This is a genomic window from Streptomyces sp. NPDC094032 (genome assembly GCF_040303965.1).
In the GTDB taxonomy this organism is placed as follows: Bacteria; Actinomycetota; Actinomycetes; order Streptomycetales; family Streptomycetaceae; genus Streptomyces.
The window spans coordinates 269547-291672 of sequence record NZ_JBEOUE010000004.1 but is presented as its reverse complement, the minus strand read 5'-3'; the positions used below and the strand labels follow the sequence as shown (position 1 = coordinate 291672).

Sequence of the window (22126 nt, the reverse complement as noted above, 5' to 3'; positions counted from 1 at the left end):
CGATGGACGGCCACCTCACGTACTCAGTGCCCTGCGCCGCCGGATCCGGAGGCCGACGAGGCCCGCCGCACCCCCGGCGACGAGCACCGCGAGGGGCAGCCAGGGCAGGGCCAGGAAGGAGACCCGGCCGGACTCGCGGACGTCCTTGGCGGTCGCGGTCAGGGTCAGGTCGCCCCAGTCGAGCTGCGGGGCTCCGGTCCACCGCGCGGTGAGCCGGATCTTCTGCCGGGGCAGCAGCTCGGCGGGCAGCCGGTCCAGGTCGCGGGTGAGCAGGGTGCGCCCGAAGAGCCCCTGGGCCTTGAGGGCGACCTTGGGGTTGAGGGTGACGTTGCCGCGGTTGTGCAGGGTGTACGAGACGACGGCGGTGCTCGTGCCGGCGCCGGGGACGAGCGGCCGGTCCTGGTCGAGGGTGACGTCCTCGACGCCGAGGGCGGGCACGGTCGGGCCGCCGACCCGCAGATAGACCCGGGCGGCGACCGCGCGCTGCACGCCGAGGGCGACGGAGCCGCCGGAGCCCTTGGCGATCCGTTCGTCGAGGGCGACGACGGCGCCGGGGTGGTCGCCGGGTTCGGCGTCGGCGGGGACGGTGAGGGTGTAGGGGACGGTGACGGCGGAGTGCGCCGGGACGGTGACCCGGTCGCGGGCGGGCCTGATCCAGGCGCCGGCGCCGGTCTGCCGCTCCTGCCGGGTGCGGACGGCGAAGCCGCCGTCGCGTTCGGTGTTGTACGCGTCGGCCCCGTACAGCAGGAAGCTGAGCGGGGCGGCGGTCTTGTTGGCGACGGTGACGCGGTCGGTGACGGCGGTGCCGGGGTCCGCGGAGAGGTAGAAGTACGGGCGGCTGCCGAGCTGGGAGGCGGCCGGGTAGACGGCCCACTCGCCGTTCTCGGCGGCGGAGGCGGGCGCGGCGGCGAGCCCGCCGAGCAGCCCGCCGAGCAGCGGGGCGGCGACCAGCGGGCTCAGGACGCGGAGGACCCTCAGGAGGAGGACGTACGGCTTGCGCACGGGTGCGGACCCCTTGGGAAGTCGGCGACGGGCCGGCCGGGTGCGCGGCCGGCCCGTCGGGCGGTCAGGACAGCGTCAGGGTGAGCACGCCCGCGTAACCGCCGGGCGCCGTGAACGCCGGGACGTCGAGGGAGAGCCCCGCGTCGATGGTGAACTCGCCGCCGGTGAGGGTGCCGTTGGGCGTGGAGGCGAGGGTGGCGCCGGTGGCGCCGACGGGTCCGGCCGCGCCGGGGACGCAGGTGCTGGGGCTGCCCTCCTTGGTGGTGCAGGACGGCGTCCAGCTGAGCCGGTCGGCGCCGATGGCCCCGCCCGGTCCGGTGAAGTCGGTGACCTTGCCGCTCAGGGACCAGCCCGCGGGGCCGCCGCGGAAGTCCTTGACGGTCACCGTCTGGAGGGGTCCGGTGGCGGCGCCGCCCTGGCCGAAGTCGACGGCCGAGAGCTGCACGGTGTCACCGGCCTGGGTCATCGACAGCTGGCCCGCCTTGACCGAGGCCGTGATCTTCTGGCTGTTCGGCGGAGCCGGGGTGTCGTCGATGACCTGGTACGCGACGGGGCCCGCGCCCTTGGCGGGGTCCCAGGCGGCGCCCTCGTACGCGACGATCCCGGTGGTCGCCTTGTCGTTGACCTTCAGGCGGGCCATGAAGCCGCCCTCGCTGTCGGTCGTGACGGTCATCCGGTCGCCGGTCTCGGCGGCTCCGGCCCGGCCGACGACGGTGACGTCGGTGAGCGGGGTGAACTTGGAGCCGGAGACGGTGACCCGGACGCCGGGCGCGCCGGAGGCGTTGGCGAGCTGGAGCGCGCGCTCGTTGGCCCCGGGCTGCGCGCTCGCCGTGACCGTCTCGGAGACGGGTGCGTTGCTGACGGTGCAGGGGGTGTCCAGCTCCATGATGTAGCTGGTGTGGATGTTGTAGTCGCCGGGCGAGAGGGTGATGTCGCCGGGCGTGGTGACCGTGAAGGTGCCGGTCATGGAGAACGCCGGGAAGGTGCCCTTGCCCGGGATGGGCGGGTTCTTCTTCAGTCCGGTGACGGTGACCGCGCCGGACTGGGCACCGCCGAGGGTGACCTTGCCGCTCGGGGTCATGATGTCGGCCGGGAGGGCGAGGTCCACCGGGTTGGAGGCGGCGGGCTTGGTGACCGTGTAGGTGACCTTGACCGTGTCGCCGACCTTGGGCGCGCCGTTGTCGACCGTGATCTGCGCCGTGGTGGTGCCGTCGATCGGCGGGATGCCCGCGATCGGCGGCGGCACGCAGTGCGTGGCGAAGTCCACGGGGACGGAGGTCGTGGAGGCTCCGGCGGGTGCGGCGAGCGCGCCGCCGGCGGTGAGCGCGAGCGCGGTGGCGCCGAGGACGGCCGTCCAGCGACGCCGTCTTCGAGCCGCCGCGCGGCTTCGTTCGAGTGCCATGTGTGGGTCCCCTCCTGAGGGATGAGAGGGCGCCATTGACGGCTGTGGGCCGAGAGAAGTCAATGCAATCGAGACCCATCGACTGATGACCCATCAGATACTGTCAAGATCGCTGCGGTTGTCGAATTTCCGCAGGTCACAGCAACGACCGGCACCGCCATCGGCGGTACCGGTCGGCCGTGCGGGAAGGACTCAGAACACGAAGGGCCCGGGCGACTGCGTGCTGAGGGCGTCGCAGTTCACGGTGACACCGAAGATCACCATCTTGAGCGCGGTGCCCCCGAAGTACGAGTTGAGACTGTCGCCGGAGGCCACCGTCCCGGTGAGCGGGCCCATGGTGACCGACCCGTTCATGGGGATGGCCGGGTTCTTGGTCCCGGTGAACACCCGGGTGCCGCCGCTGCCCTTGGCCAGCGTCAGCGTGGAGTTGATGGTGTCCTTGGCGACCGCGACCGGCGTCTTCACCGCGGAGGTGATGGTGATGGTCGCGGTGGTGCCGCTCTGCGTGGCCGTGAGGGTGGCGCCGCCGCCGCCCCAGGACCCGCAGTCGTAGTTCGCGGTGGCGGTGCCGGGCGACACGGCGTAGGCGCCGGGCGCGAAGGCGAGGGCGGTGGCGGCGAGCGCTCCGGCGAGCGCCGCGGTGGTCCCCAAGGCGGTTCTGCTTCTCATGACGGGTCGTACCCCTTCCGATGGCGAACGCAGGGGTGCGGACACTGCGTCTGTGGCGAGAATCTGACGGTCCGTCGGACCGGTCGCTGTTATTGATGCGTACCGGAGCGGGGAAGGCAAGAGAAGTTCCGTTGATCCTTCACAAACGCGCAAGAGGCCCGGCACGCGACGCGCGCCGGGCCCCTCGAAGCACAGGAGTACGGGCTCAGCCCGCCGCGACCGCCGCCTTGAGGCGCCCGTCCGGGCCGGCGAGCAGCACCGGGGTCTCCGGCCCGCCCAGGTCCCGCACCGCCGCGCGGTCCTCGGCGGAGGCGGTCTCCGCGGCCGAGACGACGGCCGCGGCCTCCAGCGACTGGGCGCCGCTGGCCACCGCCATGGCGACCGCGGTCCGCAGCGCGCTCAGCTTGAGCGACTCCAGCTCGACCGTGCCGGCGACGTACGTCCGCCCGGTCTCGTCGCGTACCGCCGCACCCTCCGGCACCCCGTTGCGGGCGCGGGCGCTGCGCGCCAGCGTGATGATCTTGAGGTCCTCGGCACCGAGGTCGTCGTGCTCGCGGTTGAGTGTCATGATCCGAGGATAGGACGGCCCGAGCCGCCCACGAGCGGCCGCCCGACCTGCGGACACCGGCCTACCGAACCCCGGACACCCGGGGGGGGCCGCTCAGCCCGCCACCGGATACATCGCCCCGCGCCGCCCCTCCGGCGAGACCAGCCACTCCAGCTTGGCGGCCGTGTCCGCCTCCGCGAGCGGGGTGTGCAGGACGATCACCAGGTCCGGGCGGGCCGGGACGCGCAGTTGGGTGGCCTCCACGACCAGCGGGCCGACCAGGGGGTGCTCCAGCTCCTTGCGGTTCTGGCCGCCGGGCAGGATGTCCCGGCGCTCCCACAGCTCCGCGAACTCCCCGCTCGCCGCCTTCGCCTCCTCGACCACCTCCCGGAAGCCCTCGTCGTCGGGGCACTCCGAGCAGGCCGAGCGGAACTGGGCGACGACCTTCGGGGCGACCTCGTGCCAGCGCGGCGAACGCACCCGGTAGATCGGGTCCGTGAAGAAGGCGATCAGGCAGTTCTGCACGATCTCCGGCCGCATGCCGAGCACGATCGCCGCCGCGTCGTTGTACATCACGGTGTTCCAGTACTGGTCCATGATGTGCGCCGGGAACGGCATCCAGGTCTCGATGAGCCGCCGCAGCCCGTGGCACATGTCCCGGTCCTCCGGGGCGAGCTCCGGCGCCGGCGGGTTCAGCGCCGCCAGCACGTACAGATGGCGCCGCTCGGTCGGGCTGAGCCGCAGCACCCGCGCCACCGAGTCCAGGACCTGCGGCGACACCGTGATGTCCCGGCCCTGCTCAAGCCACTGGTACCAGGACACCCCGACCCCGGCGAGGACGGCGACCTCCTCGCGGCGAAGGCCCGGGGTGCGGCGGCGCGCACCGCCGTCGGGCAGGCCCGCCTCGGCGGGGCTCACCCGGGCCCGGCGGCTCATCAGGAACTCGCGGAGCTCGGCCAGCCGGTGCGCCTTCGCGTCGGTGCTCTCCAATGCCGTGGCCACGTCTGCTTCCTCCCCCTGGATGCCTGGTGGTGCGACCAACAGGATAAGTTCCCGCTCCCCACCGTTGTTCCCGAGCCACCAGAGTCGTGGGCATGGCAACCGTGACCTCTCCGGACCGCTCCACCGCTCCGGCTCCCGCCCCCGCTCCCCCGTCCCTCTCCGGCCGCTCCCGGCTCATCCTGATCGTGCTCTGCGCCGCCCAGTTCATGGTGGCGCTGGACTTCTCCGTCCTGAACGTGGCACTGCCGGTGCTCGGCGCCGACCTCGGCCTCAGCCCCGCCGCCCTCCAGTGGGCGGTCACCGCCTTCGCCCTGCCGTCCGGCGGCTTCCTGCTGCTGTCCGGCCGGCTCGGCGACCTGTACGGGCGCAAGAGGCTGTTCCTCACCGGCCTGGCCCTGTTCGGCGCGGCCTCCCTGCTCGCCACCCTCGCCTGGGACCCGGCCTCCTTCCTCACCGGGCGCGCCCTCCAGGGCCTCGGCGCGGCGATGATCGTGCCGACCGGCATGTCGCTGCTGACCACCACCTTCCCCGAGGGCCCGCTGCGCGACCGGGCGCTCGGCATCTCCGGCACCCTGCTGTCGCTGGGCTTCACGATCGGCATGGTCCTCGGCGGGGTCATGACCGACACCCTGGGCTGGCGCTCCACGATGGGCCTGCTCACCCTGTTCAGCCTGATCGTGCTGCCGCTGGCGCCGGGCCTGCTGCCCGAGTCCCGCACCCCGGAGCGCCCGAAGCTGGACGTGCCGGGCGCGGTGACCGTCACCGGCGGTCTGCTCTCGCTGATCTACGCCCTGTCGACGGCGGCCGAGCGCGGCTTCGGCGGCGCGGACGTCCTGGTCACCCTGGTCGCGGGCGTCGCCCTGCTGACGGCGTTCGTGGTCGTCGAGTCCCGCAGCTCCGCCCCGCTGGTGTCGCTGCCGATGCTGAGGCGGCGCACGGTCGCCTTCGGCAACCTGGGCGGTCTGGTCACCTTCTCGATGATGTCGACGGTCGTCTTCGCCCTGACCCTGTACCTCCAGGAGACGCTGGGCCTCTCGGGCTTCCTGACCGGTCTGGTCTTCGGTGTCCAGGGCATCCTGTCGGTGTTCGCGGGCTCGCTCGCCCCGAAGGTGATCGGCCGCTTCGGCGCCCGCCGCGTCCTGGTGGTCTCGCTCGTCGGGCAGGGCCTGCTCACGGCGGCGATCCTGGGCATCGGCGCCTCCTCGGGCGCGATCCTCGCCACCGTCTTCGTCTCGCTGGCCTCGATGTGCCACCTGGGCGCGATCATCTCGTACGGCGTGACCGTCACCTCCGGTGTGCCGAACGAGGAGCAGGGCCTGGCCACCGGCCTGGTGACCACCACCCAGCAGGTCGGCATCACCGTCGGCATCCCGCTGCTCGGCGTGCTCGCCACCACCGGCGAGAGCCTGTACGGGGGTGTCCGCACGGTCCTCGCCATCGACGCGGCGATCGTGCTCGGCGCGGCCGTCGTGGTCGGCCTCGGGCTGCGCCGCCGGTGACTCAGGGGCGGTCGAGCCGGAGCCGTACCGCCTTCGGCAGACCGGCGACCACCAGGTCGTACGAGTCCTCGACGAGCTCCCGGACCATCCGGTCCGGGAGCTCGCCGACGGTCACGGTGTTCCAGTGCCGCTTGTTCATGTGGTAGCCGGGGGCGATCGCCGGGTGCTCATCGCGGAGGCGTACGGCGTCGTCCGGATCGCACTTGAGGTTGATCCGCAGCGGCTCGGAGTCCAGCGCCGCCAGCGCGAACATCTTCCCGGCGACCTTGAAGACGGAGGTCTCCGGGGTGAACGGGAACTCCTCCGTGGCGTCGTTGAAGTCCAGGCAGAAGGCTCGCAGCTGGTCGGGCGTCACGATTCCGGGTCCTCCTCGGCGCCGGCCGGCTCGACCGGCTCGGCGAGCACGGTCACGATCTTGTTCCGGCGGCCGGCCGGGGACTCGGCGGTCAGCCGCAGCCGGCGCCGGTCCGGCAGCTCCACGACGGCGTTGGCACCGGCGATCGGCACCCGGCCGAGGGCCTTGGCGAGCAGTCCGCCGACGGTCTCCACGTCCTCGTCGTCGTACTCGTCGGGACCGAAGCCGTAGAGCTCGCCCAGGTCGCCGATGTCGAGACGGGCGGTGACCCGGTAGCGGTCGTCGCCGAGCTCCTCGACGGGCGGCAGCTCCCGGTCGTACTCGTCGGTGATCTCCCCGACGATCTCCTCCAGGATGTCCTCGATGGTGACGATCCCGGCCGTGCCGCCGTACTCGTCGATGACGACGGCGACGTGGTTGCGCTCCTGCTGCATCTCGCGCAGCAGGTCGCCCGCGTTCTTGGTGTCGGGCACGAAGGCCGCCGGGCGCATCGCCGTGGACACCAGGTCCGCCTCGGCGTCCCGGTTGATGTGGGTCTTGCGGACCAGGTCCTTCAGATACACGATGCCGACGATGTCGTCCTCGTTCTCACCGGTCACCGGGATGCGCGAGAAGCCGGAGCGCAGGGCGAGGGTGAGGGCCTGCCGGACGGTCTTGTAGCGCTCGATGCAGACGAGGTCGGTGCGCGGCACCATCACCTCGCGCACCAGGGTGTCGCCGAGCTCGAAGACGGAGTGCACCATGCGGCGCTCGTCGTCCTCGATGAGCGACTCCTGCTCGGCGAGGTCGACCATCGCCCGCAGCTCGGCCTCGGAGGCGAAGGGGCCCTTGCGGAAGCCCTTGCCGGGCGTGAGCGCGTTGCCGATGAGGATGAGCAGCTGCGGGATCGGGCCCATGATCCGGGCCAGCGGCAGCAGCACGTACGCGGCGGCGGTCGCCGTGTTCAGCGGGTGCTGGCGGCCGATGGTGCGCGGGGAGACGCCGACGGCGACGTACGACACCAGCACCATGACGGCGATGGCGACGAGCAGCGCCTCCCAGGTCTCCGGGAACTCCTCCAGGCAGGCGTACGTGACGAGGACGCCGGCCGCCATCTCGCAGGCGACGCGGACGAGCAGCGCCACGTTGAGATAGCGGGTCGGGTCGGCGGCGACCTGCGCCAGTTTCTCGGCGCCGCGCCGCCCGGACCGCACGGCCTCGGCCGCGCGGAAGCTGGAGACGCGGGCGATGCCGGCCTCGGCGCAGGCGGCGAGCCAGGCGACGACGACCAGGGCGACCGCGCCCAGGATCAGCTGAGCACTCATGGCCGCCCGCTCAGGAGACGGTGGGCGCCGGGGACGGGCCGGTCAGGCCCTTCTCCGCGCGCCAGCCGTCCACGATGGCGGCCTGGAGACCGAACATCTCGGCCTTCTCGTCCGGCTCCTCGTGGTCGTAGCCGAGCAGGTGCAGCACCCCGTGGACGGTGAGGAGCTGGAGCTCCTCGTCCATGGAGTGCTGCGTCGGGGCGTCCTTGCCCTGCTGGGTGGCGACCTCCGGGCAGAGCACGATGTCGCCGAGGAGACCCTGCGGGGGCTCCTCGTCGTCCTTCGCGGGCGGCCGGAGCTCGTCCATCGGGAAGGACATGACGTCCGTCGGGCCCGGGAGGTCCATCCACTGGATGTGGAGCTGCTCCATCGCCTCGGCGTCCACGACGATCACCGAGAGCTCGGAGAGCGGGTGGATGCGCATCCGGGCGAGCGCGTAGCGGGCGATGTCGAGGATCGCCTGCTCGTCGACCTCGGTTCCGGACTCGTTGTTGACGTCGATCGACATGTGCTGCTGTTTCTACTTCCCGTTGCGGCCGCCGCCGCGGCTGTCGCCACGGCCCGCGTTGCGGCCCTCGTTGCGGATGTCGTACTGCTCGTACGCGTCGACGATACGGCCGACCAGCTTGTGCCGTACGACATCCTGCGACGTGAGCGTCGAGAAGTGCACGTCGGGGACCCCCTCCAGGATGTCCCTGACCTGACGCAGACCGCTCTTCGTACCGCCCGGCAGGTCGACCTGGGTGATGTCACCGGTGATGACGATCTTCGAGTCGAAGCCGAGGCGGGTGAGGAACATCTTCATCTGCTCGGGGCTCGTGTTCTGCGCCTCGTCGAGGATGATGAACGCGTCGTTGAGCGTACGGCCGCGCATGTACGCCAGCGGCGCGACCTCGATCGTCCCGTTGGCCATCAGCTTGGGGATCGAGTCGGGGTCGAGCATGTCGTGCAGCGCGTCGTAGAGCGGACGCAGATACGGGTCGATCTTCTCGTAGAGCGTGCCGGGCAGGAAGCCGAGGCGTTCGCCCGCCTCGACCGCCGGCCGGGTCAGGATGATCCGGGTGACCTGCTTGGACTGCAGGGCCTGGACCGCCTTGGCCATGGCCAGATAGGTCTTTCCGGTACCGGCGGGGCCGATGCCGAAGACGATGGTGTGCTTGTCGATGGCGTCGACATAGCGCTTCTGGTTGAGCGTCTTGGGGCGGATCGTGCGACCGCGGCTGGAGAGGATGTTCTGCGTGAGCACCTCGGCCGGGGTCTCCTGGCCGTCCTCCCCCTGACCGTTCTCGCTCGCCCTGAGCATGGCGATCGAGCGTTCCACTGCGTCCTCCGTCATCGGCTGACCGGTGCGGAGCACCAGCATCATCTCGTCGAACAGGCGCTGGATCAGCGCGACTTCCGCGGCGTCTCCGGCCGCGGTGACCTGGTTGCCCCGCACATGGATGTCCGCGTCGGGGAACGAGTCCTCGATGACGCGCAACAGGCTGTCACCGGATCCGAGGACGGTCACCATGGGGTGCTTGGCGGGGACGGTGAAGAGAGCGCGGGCCTGGCCGGGCGTCCCGTCGAGGGGCGCTCCGTCGTGGGCTGTGGGTGTCTGAGTCATGGGCCGGCACTAAGGCCTGCACATACCTCCCGTTGCAGGGTTCTCGCTGCTCGACAACCTCTCGGATACCAAGCCTACGACTCGGTACGGACATCCCCGAAGTGGTTTACGGCTACGAGGCCGCGGCCCGGAAACCGATGGTGGGGACGGCCCTGCGGAGCGGCCAGGTCCGGTCCGGCACCGGCAGCAGCCGCTCCAGGAAGGCGTAGCGGCCGCGCAGCGCCGCCGGGTCCTGGCCCTCGTGGCCCTGGACCGTCTGCCACCAGGCGGCGATCTCGCCCCAGGTGGGCGCGGAGAGCGAGCCGCCGAACTCCTGTACGGAGAGCGCGGCGGTCAGACCGGCGAAGGCGAGCCGGTCGGCGAGCGGCCAGCCGGCCAGGGTGCCGGTGACGAATCCGGCGACGAAGACGTCCCCGGCGCCGGTCGGGTCGAGCGCGGCGACCTGGATCGCGGGCACCTCGGCGGTCTCGCCGGTGCCCCCGTCCACGGCGTAGGCCCCTTCGGAGCCGAGCGTGACGACGGCGTAGCGCACCTTGTCGGCGAGGGCGCGGGCGGCGGCGCGCGGGCAGTCGGTGCGGGTGTAGCGCATGGCCTCGGCCGCGTTGGGCAGGAAGGCCTCGCAGTGCTCCAGGTCGCCCAGACCCGCCAGGTCCCAGCGCCCGGTGTCGTCCCACCCGACGTCGGCGAAGATCTTGGCGCCGCCGCGGGCCGCCCTGGCCACCCACTCCTCGCTGCGGCCGGGCACCAGGGAGGCGACGGCGGCGCGGGCGTGCGGCGGGTAGGCGTGCGGGGGGTAGGCGGGCATCGAGCCGTCGAGCGGCGGGGCGGCGTGGCCGTGGGAGACCATGGTCCGCTCGCCCTCGTACGCCATGGAGACGGTGACGGGCGAGTGCCAGCCCGGCACGGTCCGCGACAGCGAGAGGTCGATCCCCTCGCCCTGTGCCAGGGCGTCCCAGCAGTACTCGCCGTAGTGGTCGTCGCCGAAGGCGGCGGCGAGCGAGGTGCGCAGCCCGAGCCGGGCCAGCGCGGTCGCCATGTTGGCGACCCCGCCCGGACTCGATCCCATCCCCCGGGCCCAGGACTCGGTGCCGCGCACGGGGGCGCTGTCGAGGCCCGTGAAGATGATGTCGAGGAAGACCGTGCCCGTGAGGAAGACGTCGCAGTCCGGGTCGGTCGGCTCGCGCAATCGGACCAGCGGGTCGACGTCGGTGTCGCGTTCGGTCACGGCAGGCTCCCCGGTCGTGGTGCGGCGGATCGGCACCCAGGTGCTGATCCGGACAGTGTGCCCGAAGGGGGTGGCGGGGCAGGGGTGACGCAACGAGGTCGTCGCTTGATACCCACGAAATCCCACCCCAAACCGATCGTGACTCACATCACAGATCCAATCGGGGGATAACGCCTTCTCCGCCCACTCGGATGCTTGATACACATGGTGCCGCGACCGTGTGGATCACCGGGCGTCATCTCATTTCCCCGTTCAGTCCCTGGAACGCCCATGCCCGCGCGCCCGCGTGCCCTGGGGGCCCTCGTAGCCCTTTTCACGGCCGGTTACCTCGCCCCGTACCTGCTGCCGACGATCGTCGGCAGGCTCTCCGCCGGTCTCGCCCTCAGTGCCGCGCAAGCCGGTTCGGTCGGCTCGATCCTGCTCCTCGGCTCGGCCTGCGCCGGCCTCACGCTGGCGTCCCGGGTGGAACGGATCGGCCCCCGCAGGGCCGCCCGGCTCGGGCTGCTCGCCATGGTGCTCGGATACGGGACGGCCGCCGCGAGCGGCACGCTGCCGCCGGTCGTGGCGGGCGCGGTCCTCGGCGGCTTCGGCTCCGGCACCGCGACCGCCGTCGCCGCGGCGGGCATCGCGGGCCGCCCCGACCCGCACCGCGCGGCCACCCTGGGCCTGCTCAGCGTCTCCGCGACGGCGGGCGCGCTCTATCTGGGCCTGCCGCGTCTGGGGGGCGGGCACGCGCTGCCGTTCGCGGCGATAGCGGGGACGGCGGCGCTGGTGTGGCCGGTGACGGCGTGGCTGCCGCGCGCGACGAGCGGCCCCGAACGCTCGGCGTCCGGCCCGCTCCCCTCGCGCCGCGCGGGGGCCGCCCTCGCCGCCTCGATCCTGTGCTGGTCGATGGCCCAGAACGCGCTGTGGGGCGTCAGCGGCCGGATCGGCCTCACGCAGGCGGGGCTCTCCGAGGTCACCCTCGGCCTGGTCTTCGCCGTCGCCCTGGGAGCCGGACTCGCCGGCGTCACCGTGGCCGGGGCGCTGGGCCGCCGCCTGGGCCGCACGACCCCCATCGGCCTAGGCACTGTCGTCATCGCCCTCTGCGTCCTCCTCAGCTCCGCCGCGACGAGCCCGTCCTCGTTCGCGACCGGCGAGATCCTCTGGAACGCGGTGTACCCGGTGGTCCTCTCCTACCTGCTAGGCCTGGCCGCCTCCCTGGACCCACGCGGCCGCTGGGCCGTCCTGGTCGGCTCGGCCTCCTCCCTGGGCGTAGCCTGCGGCCCCCTCACCGGCAGCCTCCTGTCAGAGACGGCCGGCTACCCGGGCATGGGCCTGACCCTGTGCGCCCTGCTCCTCGCGGTGGCCATCCCGATGACGGCGGTGTCCCGCCACGCAGACGGCCGCCCCCTGCTCCCGACCCTGCGGGGCTTCTCCCCCACCCCGCCCCTTCCCGAACTGGGGGCAAGCCCCCAGACCCCCGGACGGCCTGCGGCCGTGCCCTCAAACGCCGGGCGGGCTGGATTTTCCGCCCGGCGGGCGAAGCACCGGCAGCCACAATCCCGGCCCGCAGAACTCCAGCGTCGCTGAGGCAAAATCCAGCCCCGCCGGCGTTTGAGGCGCGGGGTCCGGGGCGGAGCCCCGGTTCGGGAAGGGGCGGGGTGGGGAAAGGACCCGCCGCAGGCGCTCCCGTCTGGCCCGCTACGCCCCGCCGCCCCCGAACTCGTACGCCTCGACCTCCGCGAGATACCGCCCCCGCAACCCCTCCGCATCCTCCAGGAACGCCGCCACGAACGAGTTCCGCGCCAAGGTCCGCACCTCCTCCTCCCCCAACCCCAACGCATCCCGCACCGCGCCGAAGTTGTCCCCCACATACCCCCCGAAATACGCCGGATCATCGGAGTTGACCGTCGCCACAAGCCCCGCCGCCAGCATCTCCCGCAGCGGATGGTCCTCGATCGTGTCGATCGCCCGCAGCCGCACGTTGGACAGCGGGCACAGCGTCAGCGGCACCCGCTCCCGCGCCAGCCGCTCGACGAGCGACGGGTCCTCCAGGCAGCGCAGCCCGTGGTCGATCCGCTCGACGCCGAGGACGTCCAGGGCCTCGCGGATGTACGAGGGAGGACCCTCCTCGCCCGCGTGCGCGACCCGCCGCAGCCCGAGCCTGGCGGCCTCCTCGTACACCGCGCGGAACTTCGCCGGCGGATGGCCGACCTCCGCCGAGTCGAGGCCCACGCCCGTGATCCGGTCGAGGTATGGCCTCGCCTCCTCCAGGGTCGCCATCGCCGACTCGGCCGACTCGTCGCGCAGGAAGCACATGATGAGCCGGGTGGAGATCCCGTACCGCTCCTGCGCGCGGTCGAGGGCGACCCCCAGCCCCTCCACCACCACACCGAACGGGACACCACGGGCGGTGTGCGCCTGCGGGTCGAAGAAGATCTCGGCGTGCCGCACGCCCTGCTCCCCGGCCCGCGCGAGATAGGCGTCGGCGAGCTCGGCGAAGTCCTCGGCGGTGCGCAGCACGCTCATCAGGCCGTAGTACAGGTCCAGGAAGGACTGCAGATCGCTGAAACGGTACGCCTCACGCAGCGCGTCGGTGTCCGCGTACGGCAGGGTGACGCCGTTGCGCGCGGCGAGGGCGAAGGCCAGCTCGGGTTCGAGGGTGCCCTCGATGTGGAGGTGCAGTTCGGCCTTGGGTACGGGCATGGTGCTGGTGCTTCCTGGTCTGTGACGGGCTATCGCTTCGGTACGGGAATCCTCATCAGGTCCTGGGCGACGCTCAGCTCGCCCTCGAACCCTGCCGCCCGCGCCTGCCGCTCGAACTCCGAGGGATCGGAGTACCGCTGCGAGAAGTGCGTCAGGACGAGATGCCGCACGCCCGCGTCCCGGGCGACCGCCGCCGCCTGGCCGGCCGTGAGGTGGCCGTGGTCGGTGGCGAGCCGGACGTCCTCGTCGAGGAAGGTCGACTCGATGACGAGCATGTCGGCGCCCTCGGCGAGCGCGTACACCCCGTCGCACAGCCGCGTGTCCATCACGAAGGCGAACCGCTGGCCGCGCCGGACCTCGCTCACCTCGTCGAGGGTCACCCCGCCGAGCACGCCGTCGCGCTGGATCCGTCCGACGTCGGGGCCCTTGATGCCGTGCGCGGCGAGCCGCTCGGGCAGGATGCGGCGGCCGTCCGGCTCGGTGAGCCGGTAGCCGTAGGACTCCACGGGGTGGGAGAGCAGCCGCGCGTCGAGGGTGTACGCCTCGGTGACGGCGAGCGGCCCGTCGGCGTCGACCGGCGCCTCGGTCAGCGGCACGGTCTCGCGGTAGGCCGTGGCGTACCGCAGCCGCTCGAAGAAGCGCTGCCCGCTCGCCGGGTAGTGCGCGGTGACCGGGTGCGGGACCTGGTCGAGGTTGATCCGCTGGATCACCCCGGCCAGGCCCAGCGAGTGGTCGCCGTGGAAGTGCGTGACGCAGATCCGGTTCAGGTCGTGCGCCGCGACCCCGGCCCTGAGCATCTGGCGCTGGGTGCCCTCGCCGGGGTCGAAGAGGATGCCCTGGCCGTCCCAGCGCAGCAGATAGCCGTTGTGGTTGCGATGCCGGGTCGGCACCTGGCTCGCGGTGCCGAGGACGACCAGTTCACGTACGGACACGGTGACGTCCCGGCCTATCCGGGGGGCCAGTTGAGGCCACGGCCGCCGAGGACGTGGGCGTGCGCGTGGAAGACGGTCTGGCCGGCGCCGGTGCCGGTGTTGAACACGATCCGGAAGCCGTGGCCGTCGATCTTCTCCTGCGCGGCGACCTCGCCGGCCTCGCGCAGCACGTCGGCGGCGACCGTCGGCGCGGCGGCGGCGAGCGAGGCGGCGTCCGGGTAGTGCAGGCGCGGGATGACCAGGACGTGGGTGGGCGCCTGCGGGTTGATGTCGCGGAACGCGAGGGTCGTCTCGGTCTCGCGCACGATCGTCGCCGGGATGTCCCCTTCCGCGATCTTGCAGAACAGGCAGTCGTCCTGCGGTTCTCCGGCCATGGCCCGGTCCTCCTCGACTCCGTTGATCAGTACACGCGCATGCTATCGGGACCCCGCCGGGGGATGCCGTGGGATGCCGTGGGATGCCGTGGGAGCTAGGACCAGCGCCCGGTGCGGCCGAGGACGAGCGCGGTCGCCGCCGTGCCGGCCGTGGAGGTGCGCAGCACGCTGTGCCCGAGACGGTACGGCCTGGCTCCGGCGGCCTCGAAGAGCGCCAACTCCTCCGGGGAGACGCCTCCTTCGGGGCCGACGACGAGCACGATCTCGCCGCTCGCGGGGAGTTCGGCGGTGGCGAGCGCCCCGCTCGGGTGGTCGCGGTCCTCGTGCAGCACGGCCGCGAAGTCCGCGGTGGCGAGGAGGGCGGCGACCTGCTTGCCGGTCATCGCGTCGGCGACCTCGGGGAAGCGGGTGCGGCGGGACTGCTTGCCGGCCTCGCGGGCCGTCGCCCGCCACTTGGCGAGCGCCTTGAGCCCGCGGTCGCCCTTCCACTGCGTGATGCACCGCTGCGCGGCCCACGGCACGATCGCGTCCACGCCGGTCTCGGTCATGGTCTCGACGGCCAGCTCGCCGCGGTCGCCCTTGGGCAGGGCCTGCACGACGGTGATACGGGGCGCGGGCGCCGGGTCCGCGTGGACGGCGGTGACGTCGACGGTCAGCTGGTCCTTGCCCTCGGCGGCGACGACCACACACGCGGCCCAGGCACCGCTCCCGTCGGTCAGCACCAGCTCCTCCCCGGCCCGCAGCCGCTTCACGGAGACGGCGTGCCGCCCCTCGGCCCCGCCCAGGAGGAAGCCGCCCACCGGGGGCACGGTGTCGACGACGAAGACGGGTGCGGTCACGGGGTGCTCCTGGAGCTCGTCAGTGCGGTGTGGAGTTCGTCTGCGAGGACCTCCACGAGCCGGGCGGCGGGGAGGTCGCGGGCCAGGCGGTGGCCCTGGCCGGCCCACAGGGACATGCCCTGCGGGTCGCCGGCGGTCGCGGCGGCCTTGCGCAGCGGGGCGGTGAGGTGGTGGACCTCGGGGTAGGCGGCGGGGGCGTACGGCCCGTGCTCGCGCATGAAGCGGTTGACCAGGCCGCGGGCCGGGCGGCCCGAGAAGGCCCGGGTGAGCTCGGTGCGGGTGAACAGCGGGTCGGTCAGGGCCCGCTTGTGCAGCGGGTCGGCGCCGGACTCGGGGCAGGCCAGGAACGCGGTGCCGAGCTGGGCCGCGTCGGCTCCGGCGGCGAGGACGGCGGCGATCTGCCGGCCGCGCATGATGCCGCCGGTGGCGACGATCGGCAGCAGGGTGTTCTCGCGCACCTCGGTGAGCAGCGCGAGCAGCCCGCTGCCGCTGCCTGCGGACGGCCCGTCGGCCGGGTCGTCGCGGTGGGTGCCCTGGTGCCCGCCGGCCTCGGTGCCCTGCACGCACAGGGCGCCCGCGCCGGCGCGCTCGGCGGTGCGGGCCTCCTCGACGGAGGTGACGGTGACGATCGTGAACGTACCGACCCGGGCGAAGGCGTCGAGCGCGTCGCGGTCGGGGCAGCCGAAGGTGAAGGAGACCACCGGCACCGGGTCGTCGAGCAGGATCGCCAGCTTGGACTCGTACCCGTCGTCACGGCCCTGGTCGGGGTCCCCGAGCTCCGTCTCGTACCAGCCGGCCTCCCCGGCGAGCTGGTGCCGGTAGACCTCGACGGCGGCGGGGTCGGCGGGCTGGCCGCTCTGCGGCATGAAGAGGTTGACCCCGAAGGGCTGTCCGGTGAGCCCGCGGACCCGTTTGATCTCCTGGTAGAGCCCGCCCGCGGTCTTGTACCCGCCGGCCAGGAACCCGAGGGCCCCCGCCTCGCACACGGCACCGACGAGCTCGGGGGAAGAGGCGCCACCCGCCATGGGGGCCTGCACGATCGGATGACGAGAGAGATCGTTCAGTGCGGTGGACATGCAGGCATCGTGTCATGCCCGCGCGGGCGGGCCGAATCGGTACGGGACGGCATACGGGAGGGGGTACGCCGAGAGGCGGCCCCGCTCGATGCGGAACCGCCTCTGGACTTACGGCATACGGGCTCAGCGCCCGTTGGACGCGTCCTTCAACCGCGAGAACAGCCCCTGCTGCCCCGGCTGACTGTGCTGGCCCGGGGGACGACCCCCGGACCCCCAGCCGAGCGCCTACCGCCCGTTGAACGCATCCTTGAGCCGCGAGAACAGCCCCTGCTGCCCCGGCTGGAACTGCCCCGTCGGGCGCTCCTCGCCGCGCAGCTTGGCCAGCTCGCGCAGCAGGCGCTCCTGCTCCGGGTCCAGCTTGGACGGGGTCATGACCTCGACGTGGACGATCAGGTCGCCCCGGCCGTTGCCACGCAGGTGCGTGACGCCCCGGCCGTGCAGCGGGATCGACTGGCCGGACTGGGTGCCCGGGCGAATGTCGACGTCCTCCAGGCCGTCCAGCGTCTGGAGCTGCACCTTCGTGCCGAGCGCCGCCGCGGTCATCGGGATGGTGACCGTGCAGTGCAGGTCGTCGCCGCGCCGCTGGAAGACCTCGTGCGGGGTCTCGTGGATCTCGACGTACAGGTCGCCGGCGGGCCCGCCGCCGGGGCCGACCTCGCCCTCGCCGGCCAGCTGGATCCGGGTGCCGTTGTCGACACCGGCCGGGATCTTGACCGTGAGCGTGCGACGGGAACGGACCCGGCCGTCGCCCGCGCACTCGGGGCACGGGGTCGGGACGACGGTGCCGAAGCCCTGGCACTGCGGGCAGGGGCGGGAGGTCATGACCTGGCCGAGGAACGACCGGGTGACCTGCGAGACCTCACCGCGACCGCGGCACATGTCACAGGTCTGCGCGGACGTGCCGGGCGCGGCGCCCTCACCGGAGCAGGTGGTGCAGACGACAGCCGTGTCGACCTGGATGTCCTTCGTGGTGCCGAAGGCCGCCTCGTCGAGGGTGATCTCCAGGCGGATCATCGCGTCCTGGCCGCGCCGGGTGCGCGAGCGCGGGCCGCGCTGGGACGCCGTACCGAAGAACGCGTCCATGATGTCCGAGAAGTTCCCGAAGCCGCCCGCGCCGAAGCCGCCCGCGCCACCGCCGCCGGAGGCGGACAGCGGGTCGCCGCCGAGGTCGTAGACCTGCTTCTTCTGCGGGTCCGACAGCACCTCGTAAGCGGCGTTGATCTCCTTGAACCGCTCCTGGGTCTTCGGGTCCGGGTTCACGTCCGGGTGAAGCTCACGGGCGAGTCGGCGGAAGGCCTTCTTGATCTCGTCTGCCGACGCGTCGCGGCGTACGCCGAGCACGGCGTAGTAGTCCGTGGCCACTTACGACTCCGCCAGGATCTGTCCGACGTAACGTGCCACTGCGCGTACCGCTCCCATCGTTCCGGGGTAATCCATGCGGGTCGGTCCGACCACGCCGAGTTTGGCGACTGCCTCGCCGCCGGAACCGTAGCCGACCGAGACGACCGACGTGGACGTCAGCCCCTCGTGGGCGATCTCGTGCCCGATGCGTACGGTCATGCCCGATTCCTTGGCCTCGCCCAGCAGCTTGAGGAGCACGACCTGCTCCTCCAGGGCTTCCAGGACGGGCCTGATCGTCAGGGGGAAGTCGTGTCCGAAGCGGGTCAGATTGGCGGTGCCGCCGATCATGAGCCGCTCCTCCTGCTCCTCCACGAGCGTTTCGAGGAGGGTCGCGAGCACGGTGGTGACCGTGCCGCGGTCCTCGATCTCCTCGAAGGACTCCGGCAGGTCCTGCACCAGCTGCGGCACGTCGGCGAACCGGCGGCCGACGACCCGGCTGTTGAGCCGGGCCCGCAGATCGGCCAGGGAGGTCTCGCCGAAGGGCGCCGGGCAGTCGATGACACGCTGCTCGACCCGGCCGGTGTCGGTGATGAGCACCAGCATGAGCCGGGCGGGGGCCAGCGACAGCAGTTCCACGTGCCGGACCGTCGAGCGGGTCAGCGAGGGGTACTGCACGACGGCGACCTGCCGGGTGAGCTGCGCGAGCAGCCGCACCGTGCGGCCGACGACGTCGTCGAGGTCGACGGCTCCGTCGAGGAAGTTGTGGATCGCCCGCCGCTCGGGGGTCGACAGCGGCTTGACGCCGGCCAGCCGGTCCACGAAGAGGCGGTAGCCCTTGTCGGTGGGGATGCGCCCGGCGCTGGTGTGAGGCTGGGCGATGTAGCCCTCCTCCTCCAGCACCGCCATGTCGTTGCGCACGGTGGCGGGCGACACACCCAGCTTGTGGCGCTCGGTGAGCGCCTTGGAGCCGACCGGCTCCTCCGTCCCGACGTAGTCCTGGACGATGGCGCGCAGCACCTCGAGTCTGCGTTCGCTGAGCACCGCGCACACCTCCAGCTCTCGGTCGGGCTTCGATCCGGGCTTCGATCCGGTTCCGGTTCTTCCGCTTTTGGCACTCGCCCTGCCCGAGTGCCAGGAATCCCCCGGCCAGTGTACGGCGGCCGACATCGCTCCTGGCAAGGAGGCGGGGTCGGCGGGGTCGCACCGGTTAGCGTCGCCGCATGGATGTGGAATGGGAAGAGTACGGCTGGGAGCGCCTCGCGGAGGGGGTCGGCAGGCGCCGGCTGCCGGGCTGGGACGCCACGGTGGGCCTGGTGATCGGGCGGGACGCGGTGCTGCTGTACGACACGGGCGCGACCCTCGCGCAGGGCACCGAGCTGCGGACCCAGGTGGGGGCGCTGACGGGCTGCCGCCGGGTGACGCATATCGCACTGAGCCATCCCCATTTCGACCATGTGCTGGGCACGGCGGTCTTCGCCGGGGCCGAGGTCTTCGGGGCGGCGGGCATGGACACGCTGCTGCCGCGCGAGCGGGACGAGCTGTGCGGGGACGCGGTACGGCACGGGGTGGACGCCCACGCGGCGGCGGAGGCGGCCGAGGTCCTGGTCGCGCCGCGCCACACGGTCTCGGGCGAGTGGACCCTGGACCTGGGCGGGCGCCAGGTGCTGCTCGCCAACGTCGGCCCGGGTCATTCGGGCCACGACCTGGCCCTCTTCGTCCCGGGCGCGCCGGAGGTCGTCTTCTGCGGCGATCTGGTCGAGGAGTCCGGGGAGCCCCAGGCGGGTCCGGACGCGATGCCCGCCCGCTGGCCTGCGGCGCTCGACCGGCTGCTGTCCCTGGGCGGCGAGGACGCGGTGTACGTGCCGGGTCACGGGGCGGTGGTGGACGCCACGTTCGTGCGCCGCCAGCGCGATGAGCTGGCACGGCGCTTCGCGGTGTCGTAGCGTCGCCCGAATGCGCGTCCGTGGGGCGGGACCTGACGCTCCCTCGGCCGCTCACCGCGACCTCGCGACCCCCACAGGACGGAACGGAATCGAGCCCATGCGCAGCTACAACCCGGACCTGACTCCGCCCTGGAAGCGCTCGGCGCCCGTCCCGGAGGTCCCGGCGGACCGCGATCTCGTCGTGGAGGAGGTCACGACCGGCTTCTGCGGGGCCGTGATCCGCTGCGAGGCGGACACGGTGACCCTGGAGGACCGCTTCGGCAAGCACCGGGTCTTCCCGATGGAACCGCGCGGCTACCTCCTGGAGGGCCGGGTCGTCACCCTGGTCCGCCCGACCCGCGCGGCCCCGTCCCGCCCCGCCCGGACGGCCTCCGGCTCGGTCGCGGTCCCGGGCGCGCGGGCGCGCGTGGCGCGGGCGGGCCGGATCTACGTGGAGGGCCGTCACGACGCCGAGCTGGTGGAACGGGTCTGGGGCGACGACCTGCGGATCGAGGGCGTCGTCGTCGAGTACCTGGAGGGCATCGACGACCTCCCGGCCATCGTCGCCGAGTTCGCCCCGGCCCCGGACGCCCGGCTGGGCATCCTGGTCGACCACCTGGTGCCGGGCTCCAAGGAGTCCCGCATCGCGGCCCAGGTCTCGTCCCCGGACGTCCTGATCGTCGGCCACCCGTACATCGACGTCTGGGAGGCCGTGAAGCCCTCCTCCGTGGGCATCCCGGCCTGGCCCTCGGTCCCCCGGGGCCAGGACTGGAAGACCGGCGTCTGCCGCGCCCTGCGCTGGCCGGAGAACACGGGCGCGGCCTGGCAGCACATCCTGTCGAAGGTCACCTCGTACAAGGACCTGGAGCCGGAGCTGCTGGGCTCGGTGGAACACCTGATCGACCATGTGACGGCGCCTTGACGGGGGGCGGCCGGGCGCGAGGGCCCTGGGCGGACGCGAGGGCCCCGGGCGGGTGCGGGCGCGAGGCCCCGTCCAGCCGCCGCCCTCTCAGTCCACCAGGTCCCGCACCACCGCGTCGGCCAGCAGGCGGCCCCGCAGGGTCAGCACCGCGCGTCCGTCGGCGTACGGCTCGGGGGCGAGGAGGCCGCCGTCCAGGGCCTTGCGTGACGCGGCCAGGCCCGCCGGCTTCAGGAGGGCCAGCTCGACGCCCTCGCGGAGGCGCAGCTCCAGCAGGACGCGCTCCACCCGCCGGTCCTCGTCCGAGAGCAGCTCGCGCCCGGCGCCGGGCGACCTGCCGGAACCCAGCGCCGCCGCGTACGCGCCCGGATGCTTGACGTTCCACCAGCGCACCCCGCCCACGTGGCTGTGGGCGCCGGGCCCGGCGCCCCACCAGTCGGCGCCCCGCCAGTACAGCTCGTTGTGCAGGCAGCGCCCGGCCTCCGAGGTGGCCCAGTTCGACACCTCGTACCACTCGAAGCCCGCCCCGGAGAGCGCCTCCTCCGCCATCAGGTAGCGGTCGGCGTGGACGTCGTCGTCGGTCATCGGTATCTCGCCGCGGCGGATGCGCCGGGCCAGCTGGGTGCCCTCCTCCACGATGAGCGCGTAGGCGCTGACGTGGTCGGGCCCGGCGCCGATCACCGCGTCGAGGGAGGCCTGCCAGTCGTCGTCGGACTCGCCGGGGGTGCCGTAGATGAGGTCGAGGTTGACGTGCTCGAAGCCGGCCGCCCGCGCCTCGGCGACGCACGCCTCGGGGCGCCCGGGGGTGTGGGTGCGGTCGAGGATCTTCAGCACGTGCTGCCGGGCGCTCTGCATGCCGAAGGAGATCCGGTTGAAGCCGCCCTCGCGCAGCGTGGCCAGATACGCGGGGTCGACGGACTCCGGATTCGCCTCGGTCGTCACCTCGGCGTCGTCGGCGAGCCCGAACTCGTCCCGGATCGCCCCGAGCATCGCGACCAGGTCGCCCGCGTCGAGCAGCGTGGGCGTGCCGCCGCCGACGAAGACGGTCCGGACCGGGCGCGGGTCGTCGCCGAGGACCTTGCGGGCGAGCCGTATCTCCTCGGTGACCTGGCCCGCGTAGTTGTCGCGGGAGGCGAGCACGCCGCCGGCACCGCGCAGCTCGCTCGCGGTGTACGTGTTGAAGTCGCAGTAGCCGCAGCGGGTCGCGCAGTACGGCACGTGCAGATAGAACCCGAGCGGCCGCTCACCGGCCCCCTCCAGGGCGTGGGCGGGCAGCGCCCCGTCCTCGGGCATGGGCTCACCATCGGGCAGTACGGAAGGCATGAAGCCATTGTCCCGTACCGCCCGACGTGCCCGCCGATCCTGTGGATAACTCGGGAAAACCCCAGCTCAGGCCCAGATCAGGCCCAGCTCAGGCCCGGATC

At 72.7% G+C, this 22126-nt stretch carries 22 protein-coding genes; 4 read left to right on the top strand and 18 right to left on the bottom strand.

Going from position 1 to position 22126, the window contains the following annotated elements; translation table 11 throughout:
* Positions 1–15: 15 nt before the first annotated feature.
* From ABTZ54_RS09455 to ABTZ54_RS09435, 5 genes are all read right to left on the bottom strand, one after another.
* Positions 16–1002 carry a DUF916 domain-containing protein gene (locus ABTZ54_RS09455; protein ID WP_502997207.1) on the bottom strand — a complete coding sequence of 329 codons (987 nt, stop codon included), beginning with the start codon at positions 1000–1002 and terminating at the stop codon, positions 16–18.
* Between the two features lie 64 nt (positions 1003–1066).
* Positions 1067–2404 carry a beta-xylosidase gene (locus tag ABTZ54_RS09450; protein ID WP_351659064.1) on the bottom strand — a complete coding sequence of 446 codons (1338 nt, stop codon included), beginning with the start codon at positions 2402–2404 and terminating at the stop codon, positions 1067–1069.
* Between the two features lie 192 nt (positions 2405–2596).
* Positions 2597–3073: a hypothetical protein gene (locus tag ABTZ54_RS09445; protein WP_351659061.1), complete on the bottom strand. Its 477-nt coding sequence runs from the start codon at positions 3071–3073 to the stop codon at positions 2597–2599.
* Positions 3074–3278: 205 nt separating this feature from the next.
* Positions 3279–3641, bottom strand: coding sequence for a cytidine deaminase-like protein (locus ABTZ54_RS09440; protein ID WP_351659058.1), 363 nt, complete (start codon positions 3639–3641; stop codon positions 3279–3281).
* Between the two features lie 93 nt (positions 3642–3734).
* Complete coding sequence (locus tag ABTZ54_RS09435) at positions 3735–4622, bottom strand: helix-turn-helix transcriptional regulator (protein ID WP_351659055.1); 888 nt, start codon at positions 4620–4622, stop codon at positions 3735–3737.
* Positions 4623–4714: 92 nt separating this feature from the next.
* Here ABTZ54_RS09435 and ABTZ54_RS09430 point away from each other — a divergent pair, with 92 nt between their 5' ends.
* Positions 4715–6121: an MFS transporter gene (locus tag ABTZ54_RS09430; RefSeq protein WP_351659053.1), complete on the top strand. Its 1407-nt coding sequence runs from the start codon at positions 4715–4717 to the stop codon at positions 6119–6121.
* A 1-nt stretch (position 6122) separates the two neighbouring features.
* On the opposite strand, the gene ABTZ54_RS09425 is transcribed toward ABTZ54_RS09430, so the two are convergent.
* The 5 genes from ABTZ54_RS09425 to ABTZ54_RS09405 all read right to left on the bottom strand — a co-directional run bounded on the left by ABTZ54_RS09425 (position 6123) and on the right by ABTZ54_RS09405 (position 10641).
* Positions 6123–6476, bottom strand: a complete 354-nt coding sequence (locus ABTZ54_RS09425; RefSeq protein WP_351659050.1) for an MmcQ/YjbR family DNA-binding protein — start codon at positions 6474–6476, stop codon at positions 6123–6125.
* Complete coding sequence (locus ABTZ54_RS09420; protein ID WP_351659047.1) at positions 6473–7780, bottom strand: hemolysin family protein; 1308 nt, start codon at positions 7778–7780, stop codon at positions 6473–6475. Before ABTZ54_RS09420 ends, ABTZ54_RS09425 begins: the two co-directional genes overlap by 4 nt.
* Positions 7781–7790: 10 nt before the next feature.
* Positions 7791–8288: an rRNA maturation RNase YbeY gene (gene ybeY, locus ABTZ54_RS09415; RefSeq protein WP_132913975.1), complete on the bottom strand. Its 498-nt coding sequence runs from the start codon at positions 8286–8288 to the stop codon at positions 7791–7793.
* A 12-nt stretch (positions 8289–8300) separates the two neighbouring features.
* Positions 8301–9386 (bottom strand): PhoH family protein, encoded by a 1086-nt coding sequence (locus ABTZ54_RS09410; protein ID WP_351659043.1) that lies wholly within the window; start codon positions 9384–9386, stop codon positions 8301–8303.
* 112 nt (positions 9387–9498) lie between these two features.
* On the bottom strand, positions 9499–10641 hold the full coding sequence (locus tag ABTZ54_RS09405; RefSeq protein ID WP_502997215.1) for a carbohydrate kinase family protein: 1143 nt from the start codon (positions 10639–10641) through the stop codon (positions 9499–9501).
* A 240-nt stretch (positions 10642–10881) separates the two neighbouring features.
* Here ABTZ54_RS09405 and ABTZ54_RS09400 point away from each other — a divergent pair, with 240 nt between their 5' ends.
* A complete protein-coding gene (locus ABTZ54_RS09400) occupies positions 10882–12183 on the top strand; it encodes an MFS transporter (protein ID WP_351659037.1) in 1302 nt (433 codons plus the stop codon).
* A 111-nt stretch (positions 12184–12294) separates the two neighbouring features.
* Here ABTZ54_RS09400 and ABTZ54_RS09395 read toward each other — a convergent pair whose 3' ends face one another.
* The 7 genes from ABTZ54_RS09395 to hrcA all read right to left on the bottom strand — a co-directional run bounded on the left by ABTZ54_RS09395 (position 12295) and on the right by hrcA (position 18902).
* On the bottom strand, positions 12295–13299 hold the full coding sequence (locus ABTZ54_RS09395; RefSeq protein ID WP_351659034.1) for an adenosine deaminase: 1005 nt from the start codon (positions 13297–13299) through the stop codon (positions 12295–12297).
* Positions 13300–13328: 29 nt separating this feature from the next.
* The gene (locus ABTZ54_RS09390; protein WP_351659031.1) at positions 13329–14231 is read right to left on the bottom strand and encodes a ribonuclease Z; all 903 of its coding nucleotides are present in this window, start codon (positions 14229–14231) and stop codon (positions 13329–13331) included.
* Positions 14232–14245: 14 nt separating this feature from the next.
* The gene (locus ABTZ54_RS09385; RefSeq protein ID WP_351659029.1) at positions 14246–14605 is read right to left on the bottom strand and encodes a histidine triad nucleotide-binding protein; all 360 of its coding nucleotides are present in this window, start codon (positions 14603–14605) and stop codon (positions 14246–14248) included.
* Between the two features lie 95 nt (positions 14606–14700).
* Entirely contained in the window at positions 14701–15444 is a 744-nt protein-coding gene (locus ABTZ54_RS09380; RefSeq protein ID WP_351659026.1) for a 16S rRNA (uracil(1498)-N(3))-methyltransferase, read from the bottom strand.
* A complete protein-coding gene (locus ABTZ54_RS09375; protein WP_351659023.1) occupies positions 15441–16520 on the bottom strand; it encodes a nitronate monooxygenase in 1080 nt (359 codons plus the stop codon). The genes ABTZ54_RS09380 and ABTZ54_RS09375 overlap by 4 nt, the downstream gene beginning before the upstream one ends.
* Positions 16521–16745: 225 nt before the next feature.
* A complete protein-coding gene (gene dnaJ / locus ABTZ54_RS09370) occupies positions 16746–17882 on the bottom strand; it encodes a molecular chaperone DnaJ (RefSeq protein WP_351659020.1) in 1137 nt (378 codons plus the stop codon).
* Complete coding sequence (gene hrcA, locus ABTZ54_RS09365) at positions 17883–18902, bottom strand: heat-inducible transcriptional repressor HrcA (protein ID WP_351659017.1); 1020 nt, start codon at positions 18900–18902, stop codon at positions 17883–17885.
* Positions 18903–19081: 179 nt separating this feature from the next.
* Here hrcA and ABTZ54_RS09360 point away from each other — a divergent pair, with 179 nt between their 5' ends.
* Both ABTZ54_RS09360 and ABTZ54_RS09355 read left to right on the top strand, forming a co-directional pair.
* Entirely contained in the window at positions 19082–19804 is a 723-nt protein-coding gene (locus ABTZ54_RS09360) for an MBL fold metallo-hydrolase (protein WP_351659015.1), read from the top strand.
* Positions 19805–19901: 97 nt separating this feature from the next.
* Entirely contained in the window at positions 19902–20705 is an 804-nt protein-coding gene (locus tag ABTZ54_RS09355) for a DUF3097 domain-containing protein (RefSeq protein ID WP_351659012.1), read from the top strand.
* 87 nt (positions 20706–20792) lie between these two features.
* Here the strand turns inward: ABTZ54_RS09355 and hemW are convergent, their stop codons facing one another.
* On the bottom strand, positions 20793–22025 hold the full coding sequence (gene hemW, locus ABTZ54_RS09350) for a radical SAM family heme chaperone HemW (RefSeq protein WP_351659009.1): 1233 nt from the start codon (positions 22023–22025) through the stop codon (positions 20793–20795).
* Positions 22026–22126 lie beyond the last annotated feature (101 nt).